Annotated in this window: 10 protein-coding genes; 9 read left to right on the top strand and 1 reads right to left on the bottom strand. The window is 73.7% G+C overall.

All coding sequences use genetic code 11. The annotated features are described in order from the left end of the window. Positions 1-189: 189 nt before the first annotated feature. Positions 190-819: an AMP-binding protein gene (locus AC0VYN_RS09610; protein ID WP_475535607.1), complete on the top strand. Its 630-nt coding sequence runs from the start codon at positions 190-192 to the stop codon at positions 817-819. A 1-nt stretch (position 820) separates the two neighbouring features. Further along, a complete protein-coding gene (locus AC0VYN_RS09615; RefSeq protein ID WP_475535608.1) occupies positions 821-1,825 on the top strand; it encodes an AMP-binding protein in 1,005 nt (334 codons plus the stop codon). Positions 1,826-2,161: 336 nt separating this feature from the next. Here AC0VYN_RS09615 and AC0VYN_RS09620 read toward each other — a convergent pair whose 3' ends face one another. Further along, positions 2,162-3,181: a ferritin-like domain-containing protein gene (locus AC0VYN_RS09620; protein WP_475535609.1), complete on the bottom strand. Its 1,020-nt coding sequence runs from the start codon at positions 3,179-3,181 to the stop codon at positions 2,162-2,164. 204 nt (positions 3,182-3,385) lie between these two features. On the opposite strand from AC0VYN_RS09620, the gene AC0VYN_RS09625 reads away from it, so the two are divergent. The 7 genes from AC0VYN_RS09625 (at position 3,386) to AC0VYN_RS09655 (ending at position 18,011) form a co-directional block, all read left to right on the top strand. Beyond that, the gene (locus tag AC0VYN_RS09625; RefSeq protein WP_475535610.1) at positions 3,386-4,201 is read left to right on the top strand and encodes a thioesterase II family protein; all 816 of its coding nucleotides are present in this window, start codon (positions 3,386-3,388) and stop codon (positions 4,199-4,201) included. A 73-nt stretch (positions 4,202-4,274) separates the two neighbouring features. Beyond that, the gene (locus AC0VYN_RS09630; RefSeq protein ID WP_475535611.1) at positions 4,275-10,967 is read left to right on the top strand and encodes an amino acid adenylation domain-containing protein; all 6,693 of its coding nucleotides are present in this window, start codon (positions 4,275-4,277) and stop codon (positions 10,965-10,967) included. After that, complete coding sequence (locus AC0VYN_RS09635) at positions 10,964-11,164, top strand: MbtH family protein (RefSeq protein ID WP_385461288.1); 201 nt, start codon at positions 10,964-10,966, stop codon at positions 11,162-11,164. Before AC0VYN_RS09630 ends, AC0VYN_RS09635 begins: the two co-directional genes overlap by 4 nt. A gap of 59 nt (positions 11,165-11,223) precedes the next feature. After that, a complete protein-coding gene (locus AC0VYN_RS09640; RefSeq protein WP_385461291.1) occupies positions 11,224-12,363 on the top strand; it encodes a glycine amidinotransferase in 1,140 nt (379 codons plus the stop codon). A 282-nt stretch (positions 12,364-12,645) separates the two neighbouring features. Then, positions 12,646-13,440, top strand: a complete 795-nt coding sequence (locus tag AC0VYN_RS09645; protein ID WP_475535612.1) for an SGNH/GDSL hydrolase family protein — start codon at positions 12,646-12,648, stop codon at positions 13,438-13,440. 234 nt (positions 13,441-13,674) lie between these two features. Then, the gene (locus AC0VYN_RS09650; RefSeq protein WP_475535613.1) at positions 13,675-14,874 is read left to right on the top strand and encodes a serine/threonine-protein kinase; all 1,200 of its coding nucleotides are present in this window, start codon (positions 13,675-13,677) and stop codon (positions 14,872-14,874) included. A 74-nt stretch (positions 14,875-14,948) separates the two neighbouring features. Beyond that, positions 14,949-18,011 (top strand): SNF2-related protein, encoded by a 3,063-nt coding sequence (locus AC0VYN_RS09655; protein WP_475535614.1) that lies wholly within the window; start codon positions 14,949-14,951, stop codon positions 18,009-18,011.

Raw genomic sequence — 18,011 nt, forward strand, 5'->3', positions numbered from 1 at the left:
CAACCGACCGGCAATCGCTGTTGCTGGTGTAACTGCCGCCCCGCCCGCGCGAGTTACCGGGCCCCTGCCTGGCACCGCCACCCGGGGGGCGGTGAGGCTGGCGGTCGCCGGGCGCGACGCCCGCCCTCGGGCGGTCCGCCGAGCCCCGGGCATCCCGTGTCAGCACGACATCCCGGAGAGGACGAGCAGTTGGGAATCGGGGACCGAGGCCTGCTCGACTGGCTGGACGACGCGTCCGCCGAGCGCGGCCTGTACTACGCCAACCGCGGCGACGGCTGGGACTTCTGGTCCTACCGGGACCTGCGGGACCTGGTGCTGCGCACCGCCGCGGCCCTGCGGGCGCGAGGGGTCGGGGACGGTGACGTGGTGGCGCTGGTGCAGCGCTCCGGTCCCGGCTTCGTCGCGACCTTCTTCGGCGCACTGGCCGCGGGCGCCACGCCCTGCACCATCGCCCCGCCGTTCGCCTTCCAGCGGGCCGACGAGTACGAGCGGCACGCCGCGCACCTCCTCGGCACCGTGCGGCCCCGGATCGCCGTGTGCGACGAGGAGTCGCAGGAACGCGTCCGCAAGGTCGCCGCCGTGACCGACCTGCCGGAACCGGTGGTCTTCGACGAACTCGTCGCCGGTGCGGAGCCGTTGGACGGCCCGCTGCCCCTGCCGGAGACCGCGCTGGTGCAGTTCACCTCGGGCTCCAGCGGCTTCTCCCGGGGCGTACGGATCTCCGCCGAGGCCCTGCGCACCAACCTCACGGGGATGCGCCGCTGGCTGGGCTGCGCCCCGGAGCTTCCCGGCGATCAGCTGGCTGCCGGTCCACCATGACATGGGCCTGGTCGGCTTCCTGCTCAACGTCGTCGTCACCGGCTTCGACGGGCACATGCTCCAGCCGGACGACTTCATCCGCTCGCCGCAGCGCTATCTGCGGCGGATCAGCGAGCAGCGCATCGCCATGACGGCCATGCCCAACTTCGGCCTCTCCTACATCCTGCGCCGGGTCCGCCCGGCCGACCTCGAGGGCCTGCGGTTCGACTCGCTGCGCTGCGTCATCATCGGTGCCGAACGCATCGACCCGAAGGTGCTGGACGACGTCCAAGCCCTGCTCGGCCCGCACGGCCTCGACCGCGGCGCCCTGCTGCCCGCCTACGGCAGCGCGGAGGCCACCCTCGCCGTGACCGGACTGGCGCCCGGCGAGGGCTGGTCGACGCGCGAGCCGGACGAGGGCGACGCCGGGTCCCTCGCCGGCACGGTGGTCGTGGGCTGCGGCCGGCCGCTCGAGGACCGTACGGTCACCATCGTCTCGGAGGACGGGGACGCCCTGCCGGACGGGCAGGTCGGCGAGATCGTGGTCAGCGGCGTGTCCATCGCCGAGGGCTACGTCGGTGACGCCGGCACCGCGTCCGGCACCAGCATCGGCGACCGGCTGCGGACCGGCGACGCGGGATTCCTGCGCGACGGGCAGCTCTTCGTGATCGGCCGGCTCGGTGACGGGCTGAAGGTCAACGGCAAGATGGTGTTCGCCGAGAGCCTGGAGACGCTGCTGCACCAGCGCGGCATCCCCGAGCGCCGGGTCGCGGTGCTGCTCGGCGTCCGCGACGGCAGACCGACCGGCGTGGCCGTCTTCGCGGGGGTCCAGGACGGCTGGCGGCGCGCCGCCCACGAGGTGCTGTCCGAGTGGCTGGGCGACGCCGGACTCCTCGCCGTCGAGGTCCCGCGCGGCGGCATCGCCGTCACCTCCAGCGGCAAGCCCAGGCGCCGGGTGATCTGGAAGGCGCTGTGCGGCGGGACGTACGAGGAGACCGTCCGGCCGCTGACGGCCGAGGACGACTGACGGAGAGAAACGGGCGGGGGCGGTGGAGGGACGAGGTCCCTCCACCGCCCCCGCACCGTCGTACCCCGCGCCGGCCACGCCCCGACCGACCGCGGGGCCCATGGACGGGCTCGGCACGGGTTGGCCGGTCCGCGGTCGGGTTCCTCGCGCCTCCGTGCACGTACGGGTTGCGTGCGGGTTGGCCGGTCCGCGGTCACGTCCCTCGCGCACCCGCGCCCCCACGGCCTCCCGACGGAGCTCCGGGCCACGGATCACGTGCCGGAACGCCACCGGCCGCCCCGGATCGGTCCGGGGCGGCCGGTGGGGTCGCGCGGTGGCCGGCACGGCGGCCGCGGGTCAGCGGACCGCGGCCATCGTCTCCGCCCGCACCAGGTTCTCCGCGACCAGCAGTTCCTTCACCTTGTCCGACAGCATGCCGAGCTGCCGCAGCACGTGGATGACCTGCTGGAACAGCAGCTGCCGGTACGTGGCCATCATCGGGTTGCTCCGCGCGAACCGCACGCCCATCTCCACGTCCAGGTCCATGCGCTCCCACAGCTCCCGCAGCATGAACCGGCGCGACATCAGCCGGATCGCCTCCAGCAGGAAGTCCTCCCGGTCGCGCAGCTCCGCCGAGGTCACCTGCTGGTACATGCCGGTGAGCGCGGTGACGCCGAAGGCGATGTGCCGGGCCTCGTCGGCCGCCACCATCCGCGTGATCTGCCGGATCAGCGGATCACCGAAGCCGCTGCTGGCCAGTCGCAGCCCGGTGATGGCCAGGCCCTCCATGACCACCTGCATGCCGAGGTAGACGATGTCCCAGCGGGACTCCGACAGCACGTCGTGCAGCAGGGTCCCGAGGCCCGGGTTGACCGGGTACACCACCCCCAGCTTCTCGTCCATGTAGCGCGCGAACGCCTCCACGTGCCGCGCCTCGTCGGCGACCTGGGAGGCGGCGTAGGTCTTGGCGTCCATGTCGGGCACGGTCTCGACGAGCCGGGCCGTCGTCACCAGCGCACCCTGCTCCCCGTGGAGGAACTGGCTGCACATCCACGCCTGGTACTCCCACCGGAAGCGGGTGAGCAGCTCCGGCGGCACCGGGCTGCCCTCACCGACCACGAACGACGCGAGTTTCGCGCCGTTCTCCTCGGTCAGGTCGGAACCGAAGCGGACGTCGTAGTCCCAGTCGATGTCGGTCGTGGCGTTCCACTGGGAGGCCTTGTTCTTCTCGTACAGGCTCCACACACGGCTGTCTCGCTTGCCGTAGTCCCAGTTCAGGCAGGACCGGGTGAGGCTCTCCACTTCCATCAGGTCCGCCTTGACGGATTCCAGGGTGAAGAACGTCGGGTCGGCCGCCTCGTCAGGAAGGGTGGTCATCGTGAAGGAGATCCCCTCAGGGCACATGAGCAGGATTGTCCCGTCGATCCTCACCGCCCGGTGCCCCCGCGGGCCAGGCAGACCCCGGGCAACTGGGCGGCAGAGGTGTTGCCGGTCGGTGTGCCTGGCACCGGTCGCCCCCGGCCGCCCACCATCGTCCCCGCGGGCCACCACCCGGAAACCGCCGGCCGACGAAGGAGCGGGATGCGAACCGATGCCGCCGCACGACCCACCCACCCCGCGCACACCCAGAAGCGCGGTGCGGGCAGTCCGTGGATCGTCGGCCGGGTGTCGGCACCCGACGCCCGTCTGAGGCTGATCTGCCTGCCGCAGGCGGGCGGAAGCGCAGCGTCGTTCGCGCCCTGGCGGCTCATCCCGCCGCCGGGCGTGGAGCTGGCCACCGTGGAACTGCCCGGCCGGGGCGTCCGCAGCGCCGAACCGCTGCCCGACACCCTGGAGGAGCTCGCCGACGCCGTGCTCGACGGCATCGCCGGTGAACTCCGCACCCCCTACGCCCTGTTCGGCCACAGCTTCGGCGCACTGGTCGGCTACGAACTCGCCGTCCGCATCCGCCGCCGCGGCCTCACCCCGCCCGCCGCGCTGCTGGTCTCCGCCTCCCGCGCCCCGCACGTCCGGGTGCTCCGGCGGGTCACCGACCGCGACGACGAGGGTCTGCTCACCTGGCTCGAGGGGTTCGGCGGCTTCCCGCCCGAACTGCACCGCTACCCCGCCTACCTGCGGTACGCCGTGCGCACGGTCCGCCGCGACCTGGCCCTGGCCGAGGCGTACACGGCCCCCGGCCCCGCACCCGCCGGCTGCCCCGTGCACGTGTTCGGCGGCGCCGACGACACCCTGGTGAGCCCGCAACGGCTGGAGGGCTGGCGGGAGTGCGCCGACGGCGAGTTCACCCTGCGGCTGCTGCCCGGGGGCCACGACTACCCGTTCACCCACGCCGCTCCCACGCTCGACGCCCTCGTGCGGACGCTCGGCCCGCTCGCCCGGCCGGCTCCCCGTCCCTGATCCGCCGGCCAGACCCCGCCCGGGCGAGCGCGTCGCCGTACGCGCCGCCGACCGCTTCCGGGAAGACCTCACAGTGAAGACCAACGCCGCCCCGCAGGACCCTCGGCCGTCGCAGCCGGCACCGCCCGCGCAGCCGACGCCGCAGAGCACCGTCCCCTCCCCGATCGAGGCCGCGCTGCCGCTCACCCCGCTGCAGGAGGGCATGCTCTTCCACGCCCTGTACGACCCCGACGGCGCGGACGTCTACACCGTCCAGGCACCCTTCGAGCTGACCGGCGCTCTCGACGCCGACGCGCTCAGGGCCGCCTGCGCGGACACGCTCGCCGGGCACACCGCGCTGCGGGCCGGTTTCCGCGAGCGCACCGGCGGCCGGCCCGTGCAGCTGATCCGCCGCACCGCCACCACGGCCTGGACCTCGCTCGACCTCGCGGGCGAGGAGGACGCCGTCCGCGTCGAGAGGCTGGTCGCCTTCCTGGAGGACGAGCGGCGCCGGCGCTTCGACATGGCGGACCCGCCGCTGATCCGGTTCGCGCTCGTCCGGCTCGCCGAGGACCGGCACGCGTTCGTGCTGACGTACCACCACATCCTGCTGGACGGCTGGTCGGTGCCGCTCGTGCTGGAGGATCTGTTCACCCGGTACCACCACCACGCCGCGGGCGACGGCACCGTCACCGGCGCCCCCTTCACGCCCCTCGCCGACTACCTGCGCTGGCTGTCCCGGCAGGACCGGGCCGCCGCCGAACGGGCCTGGGGCGAGGCCCTGGCCGGACTGGCCGAGCCGACGCTCGTCGCGCCGGGCGCCGCCGAGGGCGGCGACGGAACGCTGCCCGGACTGGTCCGCGTCACCCTGCCCGAGGACACCAGCCGCGCGCTGGAACGGGCCGCGCGCCGGCACGGCCTCACCCTCAACTCCGTCGTCCAGGGCGCCTGGGCGCTGCTGCTGGCCCTGCTCACCGGGCGCGACGACGTGGTGTTCGGGCAGACCGTGCACGGGCGCCCGGCAGGCCTGCCCGGCGCCGACCGGATCGTGGGCCTGCTGATGAACACCGTGCCCGTGCGGGCGCGGATCGACCCCGCGGAGCCGCTGGCCGCGCTCTTCGCGCGGATCCAGGACGAGCAGCTCGCCCTCGCCCCGCACCAGCACCTCGGGCTGACCGAGGTGCGGCGCCTGGCCGGCCACGGCACGCTGTTCGACACCGCCACCAGCTTCGGCGACGCGCCCCTGGGCTGGGATGCCCTCGGCGACGCCGTCCCCGGCCTGCGCGTCGCCCCCCTGCGCCAGACCGAGGGCGGGGACCGGGACGCCGCGGGCGCCGGCGACGTTCCCGGCGGGCAGGAGGTCACCGGCGCCACGCACTACCCGCTCAGCGTCGTCGCCCTCGCCGGCCCCCGGCTGAGCCTCCACCTCAGCTACCGCAAGGACCTGTTCGACGACGACCGCGTGGAGCTGGTCGCCTCCCGGCTGCGGCTGCTGCTCGACGGCTTCGCGCAGGACCCCACGACCCCCGTCGCCCGTCTGCCCCTGCTGACCGCGCCGGAGCGCCGGAAGGTGCTCGACGGGTGGGGCCGCGGCTCCGGCACGTCCCCCGCGCCGGTACCGCTGACCCGGCGGTTCGCCGAGCAGGTGCGCCGCACCCCGGACGCCCCGGCCGTGACCGACGCCGCACGCACGCTCACCTACCGGGAGCTGGACGACGCGGCCGGCCGGCTGGCCCGGCTGCTCACCGAACGGGGCGTCACCCGCGGCGACCTGGTGGCCGTCGTCCTGCCGCGTGGCACCGGCCTGATCGTGGCACTGCTCGCCGCGCTGAAGGCCGGCGCCGGGTACGTGCCGGTCGACCCCGGCCACCCGGCGGAGCGCATCGCCTTCCTGCTCGACGACGCCGCACCCGCCGCCGTGGTCTGCGCCGACGCCGGCCACCCCGCCCTCGCCGGCCGTCCGTCGACGGTCCCGCTCGGCGACCCGGCCGTCCGGGCGGCGCTGGCCGCGTTCGACGGGCCCGCCCCCGACGCCGAGGTGCGGCCCGGGGACACCGCCTACGTCATCTACACCTCCGGCTCGACCGGCCGCCCCAAGGGCGTGGTCGTCGAGCACCGCACGGTCGACGGCTACCTCGCCTTCGCCCGCGCCGCCTACCCCGGACTGGCCGACCGGGCGCTGGTGCACTCGCCGCCGTCGTTCGACCTGACCGTCACCGGCATCCTCGGTCCCCTGACCGCGGGCGGCCTGGTCCACGTCGTGGACCTGACCGACGTCGATGCCCCGGCCGGCGCAGGGGCCCCGCCGCCCGCCTTCGTCAAGGCCACCCCCAGCCACCTGCCGGTGCTCGTCGCCTCCTCCGACTGGTACTCGCCCACCGGGCAACTCGTCCTCGGCGGCGAGCAGCTCACCGGCGAGGCCCTGGCCGAGTGGCGCGCCGGCCACCCCGGCGTGACGGTCGTCAACGAGTACGGCCCGACCGAGGCGACCGTCGGCTGCATGGAGTACCGACTGGAGCCCGGCGACCCGCTGCCCCGAGGCGCGGTGCCCATCGGCGGCCCCGTGCCCGCCGCCCGCCTCTACGTCCTCGACCCCTGGCTGCGCCCGGTCCCGCCCGGCGTCCCCGGCGAGCTGTACATCGGCGGCGACGTCCTGGCCCGGGGCTACGCCCGCCGCCCCGGTCTCACCGCGGCCCGCTTCGTCGCAGATCCGTTCGGTGAGCCGGGCGCCCGCATGTACCGCACCGGCGACCTCGCGTGGTGGCGGCCCGACGGCCTCATGGTCTACGCCGGACGCACCGACGACCAGGTCAAGATCCGCGGCCACCGGATCGAACTCGGCGAGGTCGAGGCCGTGATCGGCACCGACCCCGCGGTCGCCCGAGTGGCCGCCGCCGTGCGCGAGGACCGGCGCGGCACACCCCGCCTGGTGGCGTACGTGGTGTCCGGCCCCGGAGGCGACCTGACCGGCCTGGCCGACCGCGTCGCCGAACGGCTGCCCGCCTACATGGTGCCCTCGTCCTTCGTCCCGCTGACCGGGCTCCCGCTCACCCCCAACGGCAAGGTCGACCGAGCCGCCCTGCCCGCGCCCGAGCACGCCCCGGAGCCCGGACGGCCCGAGCGGCCCGCGCCCGCGCGGACCGCACCGGAGACCGTGCCGGCTCCCGCCCCGGACGGCGGTCCGGCCTCGACGCTGGCGGGTCTGTTCGGTCAGGTGCTGGGGCTGGAGGCGGTGGGGGTCGAGGACGACTTCTTCGGTCTCGGTGGTGACTCGATCACGGTGATCCAGCTGGTGGCGCGGGCGCGTGAGGCGGGGGTGCGGCTGACGCCGAAGCAGGTGTTCACGCACCGCACGTCCGCCGCCCTGGCCGCCTCCCTGGGAGAGACCGCGCCGGCGAAGGCCGAACCGGCCGCCTCGGCCTCCGTTCCCGACGACGGTGCCGCCGCGTCGTCGCTGGCGGGTCTGTTCGGTCAGGTGCTGGGGCTGGAGGCGGTGGGGGTCGAGGACGACTTCTTCGGTCTCGGCGGTGACTCGATCACGGTGATCCAGCTGGTGGCGCGGGCGCGTGAGGCGGGGGTGCGGCTGACGCCGAAGCAGGTGTTCACGCACCGCACGTCCGCCGCCCTGGCCGCCTCCCTGGCGGACACGCCGCCGCGGACCGGACCGGAGAAGCCCACCGGCCCGCGGCCCACCGAGGCCACCTCCGCCCCGGCGCCCGCTGCCCCGGCCCCCGCCACCCCGCGGCCCGCCGCCGCCGTCGTCCCCGCCACGCCCCTCATGCGGCGCCTGCACGCACACGGCGGCGGCTACGACGCCTACCACCAGTCCACCCTGCTGCGCGTGCCGCCCGCCCTCGGCACCGACCGGCTGCGCGCCGCCGTGGACGCCGTCCTGGCCCGCCACCAGGCACTGCGCGGACGGCTGCGCGAGGACGGCTCCCTCGCCGTCGACCCGGCCCCCGGCACGATGCCCCCGGGCACCGTGCGGAGGGTCGACGTCACCGCCCAGGCCGCCGGCGACGAGGAGCTGCGCGACCGGATCGCCGCCTGCGCCGCGGAGGACGCCGACGGCCTCGCCCCGCGCGACGGCGCCATGCTGCGGGCCACCTGGTTCGACGCCGGGGACACCCGGCCGGGACGTCTGCTCGTCACCGTCCACCACCTCGCCGTCGACGCGGTGTCCTGGCACATCCTGCTCATGGACCTCTACACCGCCTGGCGCACCGTCGCGTCCGGCGCCCCCGTACGGCTCGGCCCCGTGCCGCTGCCGCTCGCCGAGTGGAGCGGCGCCCTGCACCGGGCGGCGCACACACCGGACGTCCTCGCCGAACTCCCGTACTGGCAGAAGACTCTGGACGCCGGCGGACTCGTCCTCACCGACGCACCCCTGTCGCCGTCCCGGGACATCCAGGCCACCGCCGGCGAGCTGCGCCGCACCCTGCCCGAGGACCTGACCGGCAAGCTCCTCGCCACGGTGCCCACCGCGCTCGGCGCCCGGACGAACGAGGTGCTGCTCACCGCCCTCGCCCTCGCGATGGCCGCCCGGACCCGCCCGGGCCCCGGCGGCACCTCCGTCGTGATCGACGTCGAGGGCCACGGCCGCGAACCGCTCGAGCAGGACGCCGACCTGTCGGAGACCGTCGGCTGGCTCACCTCCCTGTACCCCGTCCGCCTCGACCCGCAGGTCCCCGGCTGGAGCCCCGACGACGCCGACCCGGCGTCCGACGACCGCCTCGGCGAGGCCGTGCGCCGGGTCACGGCCCAGCTCGGGCGGGTGCCGCGCAACGGCCTCGGCTACGGCCTGCTGCGCCACCTCAACCCCGCCACGGAGGCCGGCCTGGCCGGCCTCACGGCACCCCAGCTCTGCTTCAACTACCTGGGCCGGCAGAACGGTTCGGCGTCCGGGGACGAGGACTGGGGCGTCGCGCCCGAGTCCGGCGCGCTGCCGCTCGGTGCCGATCCGCGGATGCCGCTCACCCACGTCGTCGAGGTCGACGCCGCGGTCGAGGAAGGCCCCGACGGCCCCCGGCTCGTCGCCCACTGGCGGTGGGCCCGGCGCCTCCTGACCGACTCCGAGGCGGCGGAACTGGCGGACCTGTGGTTCGCGGCCCTGCGCGCCCTCGTCGTCCACGCCACCGCGCGCCCGGCCCGCGCCGCACAGGACGACGCCGCCGAGCGGACCCGGCTGGCCGCCCGCATCGGAAGCCCCGTCGAGCAGCTCCTGCCGATGACACCCACCCAGGAGGGACTGCTCTTCCACGCCCGCTACGCCGGCGAGGACCTCGACGTCTACACCGTGCAGATCGCCATGGAGACCGAGGGCACCCTGGACGTCGAACGGTTCCGGCGGGCGTGCGACGCCCTGCTGCGCCGCCACCCGATGCTCCGTGCCGCCTTCGTCCAGCGGCGCTCGGGCGAGCCGGTGCAGGCCGTGGCGGAACACGTCCGCATGCCGTGGCGGGTCCACGACCTGACCGGACTGGACGGCCCCGAGCGGGACGCCCGCCGCGCCGCGCTCCTGGACGCCGACCGGCACCGCCGCTTCGACCCCGCCGTGCCGCCGCTGATGCGCTGTACCGTGCTCGCGCTCGCCGAGGACCGGCACGAACTGGTGCTGGCCATGCACCACCTGCTCGCCGACGGCTGGTCCACCTCGCTGCTGCTGCGCGACCTCCTGGCACTCTTCGACGGCGACGGCGACGCCGGGGACCTGCCCGCTCCCGGCCGCTACCGCGACCACCTGGACTGGCTCGCCGCGCAGGACCGGGACGAGGCACGCACCGCCTGGACCGAGGCACTGACCGGCCTGCCCGGCCCCACCCTGGTGGGCCCCGGCCGCGACACCGCCCGCGTACGGGTCCTGCCCAGCACCCTCACCGTCGAGCTGTCCGAGACGGACACCGCCGCCCTGCTCGACGCGGCCCGCGGCCACGGCGTCACCCCCAACACCCTGCTCCGCGCGGTGTGGGCCCTGTGCCTGCACGACCTCACCGGGCGGCGGGACGTGGTCTTCGGCGCCGTCGTCTCCGGCCGGGAGGCCGACCTGCCGGACGTCGCCGAGACGGTCGGCATGTTCGTCAACACCGTGCCGGTCCGGGTCCGCCTGAACGCCGACGAGCCGGTGACGGACCTGCTGCGCCGCCTGCAGGGCGAGCAGGCCGTGCTGCTGCCGCACCAGCACCTCGCCCTGGCCGAGGTGCAGCGGGCCGTCGGGCGGGGCCCGCTGTTCGACAGCTGCGTGGTCTTCGAGAACTTCCCCCTGGCCCAGGCCCTCCCCAGCCCCGACGACGGTCTGCGCCTGGTCGGGCTGGCGGGCCACGACCCATACCACTACCCGCTGAAGCTCATGGTCGCGCCCGGCAGCCGCCTCCGGCTGGAGATCGGCCACCGCGCCGACCTCCTCGACGCCGGGACCGGCGAACGGGCCGCGGCCCGGCTGCGCGAGCTGCTCGTCGCCCTGCCGTCGGCGCTCACCGCCCCGACCGGGCGCTTCCTCCGCCCCTTGGACCCCTCCGCCGCCTCGCCGGACGCCGGCGTACAGCTCCTGTGCGACCTGGCCGCCGGCGTCCTCGGACGCACGGCCGTCGGCGCCGACGACGACGTGTTCGACCTCGGCTGCGACTCACTGACCGCGCTGCGCCTGGCCGGCCGCGTCGAGGCCGAACTGGACGTGACCCTCGACGTCTCGGCCGTCTTCCGCCACCGCACACCCAGGGCCCTCGCCGCCGTGCTCACCGCGCTGCGGGCCGGCACCGATGCCGCACCACCCACCGGGAGAACGACATGACCAACCCCTTCGACAACGAGGACGGCACCTTCCACGTGCTCGTCAACGGCGAACGCCAGCACTGCCTCTGGCCCGCCTTCGCCCTGGTGCCGCCCGGCTGGGACGTCGTCCTCGCCGACAGCGACCGGCAGACCTGCCTGGACCACATCGAGCAGAACTGGACCGACATGCGCCCGGCGAGCCTCGCCGACGCCTGACCCGCCCCGCCGACGCACATTCCGCCACGCCCCGCCCTCACAGACAGGTGACCGCACCCATGCACAACGACTCCGTGGTCGTCAACTCCTGGAACGAATGGGACCCGCTCGAGGAGATGGTCGTCGGCTCGGCCGACAACGCCTGCTTCGAACCGACCGAGCCAGGCAGCCGCCCCGCCATCCGCAACGCCCCCGACACGCCCTTCCCGACCGGCCCGAAGTCCAAGGAGGCGATCGACCTCGCCAACGAGGAGCTCCAGGGACTCGTCCGGCTCCTGGAGTCCCAGGGCGTCACGGTCCGCCGCCCCGCCCCGCACGACTTCACCCGCCCGGTCACCACGCCCGACTTCGAGGCCGAGAACCAGTACTGCGCGGTCTGCCCGCGGGACGTGATGATCACCCTCGGCAACGAGATCGTCGAGGCCACGATGTCCCGCCGGGCCCGCTACTTCGAGTACCAGCCGTACCGCAAACTGGTCTACGAGTACTGGAACGCCGACCCGCGCGTGCAGTGGACCACCGCGCCCAAGCCCTCGATGGCGGACGGCATGTACCGCGAGGACTTCTGGAACTGGCCGCTCGAGGAGCGGCACGAGCGCATGCACGCCTTCGAGTTCTGCGTCACGCAGGACGAGGTCGTCTTCGACGCCGCCGACATGAGCCGGCTCGGCCGGGACATCCTCGTGCAGGAGTCGATGACCACCAACCGGGCGGGCATCCGCTGGCTCAGGCAGCACCTGGAGCCGCGCGGCTTCCGCGTCCACACCGTGCACTTCCCGCTGGACTTCTTCCCCTCCCATATCGACTGCACCTTCGTGCCGCTGCGTCCCGGCCTGATCCTCACCAACCCCGAGCGCCCGCTGCGCGAGGGCGAGGAGAAGATGTTCCTCGCCAACGACTGGGAACTGGTCGAGGCCCCGCAGCCGGTGCTGACCAACGACGAGATGCCGCTGTACTGCCAGTCCTCCAAGTGGCTGTCGATGAACGTGCTCAGCATCTCCCCGACCAAGGTCGTCTGCGAGGAGAACGAGAAGCCCCTCCAGGACCTGCTGGCCGACCGGGGCTTCGAGGTCTTCACGGTGCCCTTCCGGCACGTCTTCGAGTACGGCGGCTCCCTGCACTGCGCCACCTGGGACGTCCGCCGCACGGGCACCCGCGAGGACTACTTCCCGAACCTGGACTACACCCCGCTGGTCTGACGAACGCCCACGGCCCCCGTCCGCGGCGGCGGACGGGGGCCGGGACGCCGTGGCGACCGTGCCCACCCGCGGCCGCCGCGGCGGCGTGTCACTCCCCGATCGTTATGCGACCGGCATGGGTTGAACGTTTGTCTACGCGCGGAGCTCGACCCGTTGGCTGATCATTCAGGCATACCGGATGACTTCTGCCGCGGGTGTTACCGAGCGGTATGAACGGCTGCTACAACCTTGGTCGCTTCATCAATCATTCCGGTGATCTCCACATCAGAAGGGCGGACTGACGTGTCCGTGCGTTCTCTTGGGGCATATCTGGCGACCCTCGCCATGGGTGCCGCAGCCGTGCTCGGTCTGGCGCAGCCGGCTTCGGCCGCGGGCGGCAACTACGTGGCTCTCGGCGATTCCTACTCCTCCGGGGTGGGCGCGGGCAGTTACACGTCCGAAAGCGGTGACTGCAAGCGCAGCACCCTGGCGTATCCGCAGCTCTGGGCGAACGCCAACGCCCCGTCGTCCTTCCGGTTCGTCGCCTGCTCGGGCGCGACGACGTCGAGCGTGAGTTCCGGCCAGCTGAGCGCGCTGACCACGTCGACCTCGCTGGTCAGCGTCACCGCGGGCGGGAACGACGTGGGCTTCGCCGACGTCATGCAGACCTGTGTGCTGCAGAGCGAGGCCACTTGCGTGTCCCGGGTCGACACCGCGGTCGCGCAGATGCGGAACTCACTGCCGGGCAAGCTCGACTCGCTGTACTCCGGCATCCGCTCCCGGTCCCCGAAGGCACACGTGGTCGTGCTGGGGTACCCGCGCTTCTACAAGCTGTCGGGCAGCTGCGTCGTGGGTCTCACCGAGACCGAGCGCGGCGCCATCAACAACGCCTCGGACGTGCTGAACGGCGTCCTGGCGAAGCGCGCGGCCAACGCCGGGTTCACCTTCTCCTCGGTCGTCGACGAGTTCACCGGGCACGAGATCTGCTCGAGCGACGTGTGGCTGCACAGCGTGACGGTCCCGATCGGCAACTCCTACCACCCGAAGGCCGCAGGCCAGTCCAAGGGCTACCTGCCGGCTTTCCGCTCCGTGGCCTAGCGAGGCTGTGCGCGCCGTGCGGGTCCCCTTCTGGTGCCTCGCACGGCGCGCACGACGGCCGTCCGGACGCGGCCTCGAAGCTCCCCCGCCTGATGCCGTGAGCCCTGTGGCACAGAACCTGTCGCAGCCCATTGGGGGAAGGCCAAGAGCGCGGCCTTGCATAGACTGACTGCGGTCTGGGTCGACGCATTGCAGAGCAGCGGTTGCAGGCCACGCGGGGGGAGGCTTGGCACAGTGGAACCACTGAGGGACGAGGACCCGAGGGAGATCGGGGGTTTCTCGCTCGTGTGCCGGATCGGGGCCGGCGGCATGGGGCAGGTGTACCTCGGTGAGTCCGCGGCCGGCCATCAGGCCGCCGTGAAGGTCATCAAGCCTTCCGTCCTGGACGAGGACACCCGCGCACGCTTCCTGTCCGAAGTGGAGAGCCTGCGCACGGTGTACGGGCCGTTCGTCGCGGCCTTCGTCGGAGCCGACGCGTACGCCGATCAGCCGTGGCTCGCCGTGGAGTACGTCCCCGGACCGGATCTGCGCACGTTCGTCACCGAGCACGGTCCGCTCCCGCTCGCCGAGACCGCGAGCCTGGGGGCGCTCCTGGCGGAGGGTCTCGGCACGGTGCACGAAGCGGGGCTGCTCCACCGTGACCTCAAGCCGCAGAACATCCTGCTGTCCCGGTACGGCCCCAAGGTGATCGACTTCGGTCTCGCCGTGCTCTCGGAGCGCCGCACCACCCTGACGGCGACCGGCTTCGTCGTCGGCAGCGTGCTGTGCATGCCGCCGGAGCAGGCCCGGGGTGAGCACCAACTGGACCGGTCGGCGGACGTCTACGCGCTGGGTGCGGTGCTGCTGTTCGCCGCGACCGGACACTACCCGTACGAGGGACCGAGCTGGCAGGCCGTTGCTCTGAAGATCGAGGACCCGGCGACTCCTCCCGATCTGACGGACCTCCCTCCCGAGCTCGGCCCCCTGATCACCGACATGCTCGCGCCGGACCCCGACGCCCGGCCCGCTCTGCCCGGAGTCATCGAGCGCCTCGTGCGGGTCATCCGCGACCAGGGCCTGACCGCCTTCCAGGCCAAACGCCGCCTGACCGACCTGACACCCGAGATCGTCGTGCCCCAGCTTCCCGCGCCGGCCCTCGAGTCCGCGCCCGGAGCCGGCGTTTCCGCCTACACGCCCACCGCCGTCGACCCGGCGGCGGTGGAGGACGACGAGCAGGCGGACGTGGCGGTACCGGCCGGGGCGGGGCAGCACGCCGCCGACGACGAACCCGGCGGGGAATCCGGGAGCGCCGGCGCCTCAGTCCCTCGGGAGATCGTCCTCGGGCAGGACGGGAGCCCGCCCCGAAGCGGCAGGACCCCCGGCGTCCGCCCCACGGCGCCCCTGCGGATCGCCGAGCGGATCCGCGCCGCATACGCCCGCGAGGCACGCTTCTGAGCTGCCCGGCCTCGCGCGCCGAAGCCTGCACGGCCCCCTCCGCCTCCGTGACAGACTTGCGGGCGCAGGACAGCATGACGAACGGGAAGACGGAGGGGCCGCAGGTGACCGACCAGGGGGCGACGCACGACGGGACCCGGTTCCCGCCGGGGGCGCAGATCCTCGTACGGGACGAGGAGTGGCTGGTCCGCAACACCACCACGACCGACCACGACGGGGAGCGGATCGAGGCCGTCGGTGTGTCCGAGTTCGTACGGGACGAGGAAGCCGTCTTCTTCTCCGGGATCGACACGGTGGAACTGCTCGACCCGGAGAAGACCCGCCTGGTCCCCGACACCTCCTCGTACTTCCGGCGCAGCCGCCTGTTCCTCGAAGCCGTCCTGCGCAAGACGCCGCTGCCCCAGTCGGAGCGGGGCCTCGCCCTCGCCGACCGTTTCCTGCTGGACCCGCTCGTCTACCAGCAGCGCCCCGCCGAGCTGGCCCTGTCCATGCGCAACCTGCGCCCGAGGGTGCTGATCGCCGACGTCGTCGGCCTCGGCAAGACCCTGGAGATCGGCCTGACCCTCGCCGAACTCATCCGCCGCGGCCGCGGTGAGCGCATCCTGGTCGTGACGCCGCAGAGCATCCTGGAGCAGTTCCAGCACGAGCTGTGGACCCGTTTCTCGATCCCCCTGGTGCGGCTCGACTCCCTCGGCATCCAGCGCATCCAGCGGGAGATCCCGGCGGGCCGGAACCCGTTCACGCACTACAAGCGCGTGATCATCTCCGTGGACACGCTCAAGAACATCGGCCAGTACCGGCACCACCTGGAGCGCATCCGCTGGGACGCCGTCGTCATCGACGAGTCGCACAACCTGATCAACCCCGGCAGTCAGCGCCGTGCCCTCGCCGAGATCCTCGCCCCGCGCACCGACGCCCTGCTGCTCGCCAGCGCCACCCCGCACAACGGCGACAAGCGGTCCTTCGCCGACCTGATCTCGCTGCTCGACCCGGCCGCCATCGCCGACCGCGACCACTACGACCCGGCCGAGGACCTCGGACACCTCTACATCCGCCGGACCAAGATCAGCCCCGAGGTGCGCGAGGAGATGGGCACCGAGTGGCCCGACCGCGGCCCCACCGTCTCCCTGCACTGCGCCGCGACCGAGGCGGAGGAGCGGATCTTCACCGAGCTCACCGAGCACTGGCTGCCCGCCCCGCGGACGAGCACGGAGTTCGGCACGGCCGACCAGGACCGTACGTCGGTCGCCACCGAGCAGCTCTTCGCCTACCAGCTGCTCAAGACGTTCCTCTCCTCCCACGTCGCCCTCGGCGAGACGGTCGACAAGCGCCTCGTCACCCTCGGGGAGCGGGTCCGCAAGGCCGAGGAGAAGGGACTGCGGCCCGACCCGGCCATCGCCCCCGAGCAGGCGGCCCTCGCCCGGCTGCGGGACATCGTCGCCGGCATGGGCGACGGCACCGCCCCCGGTGACTCGGCGAAACTGGACGCGCTCGTCGAGCAGTTGAAGGAGATCGGTGTCGGCCCCCGGTCCACGACCCGGGCCGTGGTCTTCTCCGAACGCGTCCGCACGCTTACCTGGCTGGCCCGGGTCGTCCCCGCCCGGCTGGGCTTCCCGGTCGCGGCCGACGGCACGACGAAGGCCGTCACCGTCATGCACGGCGGCCTCAGCGACGACGAACAGGCCAAGGTCCTGGAGGCGTTCGGCCTCGCCGACAACCCGGTCCGGCTGCTGTTCACCGGCGACGTCGCCTCCGAGGGCGTCAACCTGCACCGCCAGTGCCACCACCTGATCCACTACGACATCCCGTGGTCGCTGATCCGCATCGAGCAGCGCAACGGCCGTATCGACCGCTACGGGCAGAAGCACGAGCCCCAGTTCCGGGCGCTGATCATGACCTCGGCCGTCCCCGGCGCCAAGGACGACCGCACGGTCGCCGAGAAGCTGCTCCGCCGCGAGGAGGAGGCGCACAAGCTGGACGGCACGGCCGAGGCCGTGTCCGGTTTCTACCGGGCCGAGGAGGAGGAGCGCCGCCTCATCCGGGAACTGGTCCGGGGCGGCACGGTCGAGGACTTCCTGGAGCCCGCCCCCGAGGACGACACCGCCCTCGCCGACCTGTTCGGCCAGGTGGACGCGATCACCGAGCAGGAGCTGCCCGCGCGCGCCGAGCTGATCTCCCTCTTCGAGGGCGACACGGCCGCCTTCGTCTCCACCGCCCTCGACGAGGTCTACGAGGAGCGCGCCGGGGACCTGATCGGCCTGTCGTCCGGCACCGACGCCAAGGGCGGCGCCTACTTCTCGCTCTCCCCGGCCAAGGCCCCCGACCTGCTCCACCGCCTCAAGGCCCTGCCGCCCTCCTACCTGAAGGAGCAGCGCGTCGCCGAGCGGATGCTGGTCACCTTCGACCGCACCCTCGCGCAGCGCAAGCTCACCGAGGCCAGGGACAGCAGCGCCACCATGTGGCCGGAGGTCTCCTTCCTCACCGACATCCACCCGGTGGTGGAGTGGCTGACGGACAAGGTCCTCGTCGAGTTCGGCCGGCAGGAGGCCCCGGTCATCACCACGCCGCACGTCGACGGGCCGGTCTTCCTCGTCCAGGGCATCCACTCCAACGCCCTCGGCCGTCCCACCGTGGTGCGCTGGATGGCCGTGACCGGGCTCGGCACCGACGGCACCGGAACGCCCGAGGTGCGCCCCATGGCGGACGCGCTGCGCGACGCGAAGGTCGGCCCGAGGCTGGCCCGCACCGGCGGGCCGGGCGACCTGAACCGGCTCCAGACCCTCGTCCCGGCCGCCGTCGCCGCCGCCCGCGCCCACCTCGACGCGGGCAGGGCCGCCTGGGAGGAGCAGATCAGCGAGCCGCTGGCCACCTACCGCGCGCACGTGGCCCGGTGGCGCGCCGACTCCCTGCTGCCCGGCATCACCGGCCGCCGCGAACGCCTCGTCGAGGAGACCGCCGACGAACTGGCCCGGCTGCTGGACCAGCTGCACACCACCGGCCGCCCGCTGCTGCGCGTCCTGGCCGTCCTCGACCGCCCCGGCGACCCGGCCGCCCCGGACGCCGACGACGACGCCGACTCCACGGGCGGGACCTTCGCGTCCGACGCCCACCCGTCCGACGCCCAGGCGGAGAACTGA

The organism is Streptomyces sp. 63XJN7_1_ISO-PGPR-S23-121 (genome assembly GCF_056173025.1).

Excerpts from the sequence above, each read along its gene's own strand:
- AC0VYN_RS09615 (WP_475535608.1), top strand. The coding sequence starts at position 821 with ATGGGCCTGGTCGGCTTCCTGCTCAACGTCGTCGTCACCGGCTTCGAC.
- AC0VYN_RS09635 (WP_385461288.1), top strand. The coding sequence starts at position 10,964 with ATGACCAACCCCTTCGACAACGAGGACGGCACCTTCCACGTGCTCGTC.
- AC0VYN_RS09655 (WP_475535614.1), top strand. The coding sequence starts at position 14,949 with ATGACGAACGGGAAGACGGAGGGGCCGCAGGTGACCGACCAGGGGGCG.
- AC0VYN_RS09640 (WP_385461291.1), top strand. The coding sequence starts at position 11,224 with ATGCACAACGACTCCGTGGTCGTCAACTCCTGGAACGAATGGGACCCG.
- AC0VYN_RS09625 (WP_475535610.1), top strand. The coding sequence starts at position 3,386 with ATGCGAACCGATGCCGCCGCACGACCCACCCACCCCGCGCACACCCAG.
- AC0VYN_RS09620 (WP_475535609.1), bottom strand. The coding sequence starts at position 3,181 with ATGACCACCCTTCCTGACGAGGCGGCCGACCCGACGTTCTTCACCCTG.